Genomic DNA, 1,812 nt, shown 5'->3' with positions numbered 1-1,812 from the left:
TGCCGCCGGTGGCGTTCGCGCGCGAGGGCGCGGGTGCGCCGTCCTTGCCGCCGCGACGGCCATGGGCGGGCTTGTCGCCGCGTGGCTTCTGCTCATTGTCTTGGCGGCCGGTGTGCGGACGGGTGTGCTGGGCGCGTTCGGGGCGGGGCTTTTGGCGGCCCTTAAACACCCAGTTGGCGGCGCTGACGGGGGGCGCTTCTGCTGGTTCAGCTCCTTCGACAGCTTCCTCGGCCGGGGCCGGGGTGGGCGCTTCGACCGGACGGAAGCCAGCGGCGCGCATCAGTTGCAGGAAAGCGGGTTCGAGCAGGCCAAGCGAGACGATCTGCGGGCTGACCGCGGTGAAGGCTTCGCCCTTGGCGATCGCCTCATGCGCGGCGCGGGCCATGCGTTCGGCCATGTCGATGCGCAGCATCTGGTCACCAAAGCCGCGAAAGCCAGCGATTCGCGCGCCCATCTGCGCGAATTTGTCGCCAACCGGCAGCAGGGTGAGGCCGGGCAGTGGCAGCCGCAGGCAGGGCTTGCCGAGTCGCGCCGCCAGCAAGGCGGAGCGCCAGCGCGCCGCGCCGGGCTTGAGCAGGCCGGGATGATAGATGTCGAGCACGCCGATATCGATGCCCGCGCGGCGCAGCAAATGGCGCTGGTCCTTGTCGAGATGGCCGAGCGCGGCGTCGAGATCAACCCGCGCCATCACGCCGCCGCCATCGGCCAACTGCGCGAAGACCGCGCGGACCACAGCGGGAACGGCCGGATCGGCGGCGCTTTCGGCCATTTTTACCAGCGGTAACAGATGCTTCTGCTTCTGCGCGTCGAGCCAGCTGGCCAGCCGCGTAGCGACCTGCTTCTGCAGATCGGGCGCCAGTTCGAGCAAGGCGCGGTCGAGCCGGATTTCGGGCGTCAGCAGGGTCGGCCCCGCCAGCAGGGTCGCGACCGTCGCCTGTCCCCATGCGATGCCCGGCATCTGTCCCGCTTCGTCCAACAGGGCAAAATCCGCATCCGCCGCCGCAACCAATTCATCTGCCTTCACACGCAATACCTTTCCAAGGCGCCTTTCCGCCGCCGCCAACAGCATCTTCCTGTCCTGATGCCGCGTAGCGGGATCGACCGAGAAACGAAATCCGTCAAGTCGCCCGATCGATTCTCCATCGACGCACACGCTGCCGTCCGGTTCGACGGTGACCGGCAGGGTGCTGGCATTTTGGCCGAGATCGCGCAACAGGACGGTGGTGCGCCGGTCCACGAAACGCTGCGTCAAGGCGGCGTGCAGCGCATCGGACAGCTTTTCCTCCAGCGCGCGGGTGCGTTCGGCCATTTCGGCGGGATCTGCAAGCCAGTCGGCGCGGTGGGCGATGTAGGACCAGGTGCGGGCGGCGGCGATCCGGCCCGCGAGCGTGTCGATATCGCCCTGCACCGAATCGAGCCGGGCGATCGCCTGCGCGAACCAGTCGCGAGGGATGTGGCCATTGCCTTCGGACAGGAAGCGCCAGATCCGCGCGACGGCGCGGCCATGATGTTCGGTGCCGAGTTTCTGAAAGTCGGGCAGGCTGCACGCGGCCCAGAGCCGTTCGACCTGCCGCTGGCCACGCGCGCGGTCGATGACGAGGGGATCGTCGGCGAGCCGCTTGAGGACGGACAGGTCGACGGCCTGCGGCGCGGCGCGCAGTTCGGGACGGTCGGGCCGCTCCTCCAGATCGGCGATCAGATGGTCGAGCCGGTCGGTGCGTGGCGTGCCGTCGCGCCAGAAAAGATGGTCCACCGGCGGGAAGCGATGCGCCTCGATCGCTTCGATCTCTTCGGGGGTGAAGGCGGCGTCGC

At 68.8% G+C, this 1,812-nt stretch carries 1 protein-coding gene; it reads right to left on the bottom strand.

What is annotated here, in order from left to right:
* Positions 1–1,812 (bottom strand): helicase (locus tag IL54_RS01970; protein ID WP_237748755.1); only part of this gene is annotated, 1,812 nt, incomplete at both ends.

The organism is Sphingobium sp. ba1 (assembly GCF_000743655.1).
Taxonomy (GTDB): Bacteria; Pseudomonadota; Alphaproteobacteria; order Sphingomonadales; family Sphingomonadaceae; genus Sphingobium.
This window is presented reverse-complemented; position numbering and strand designations above follow the sequence as displayed.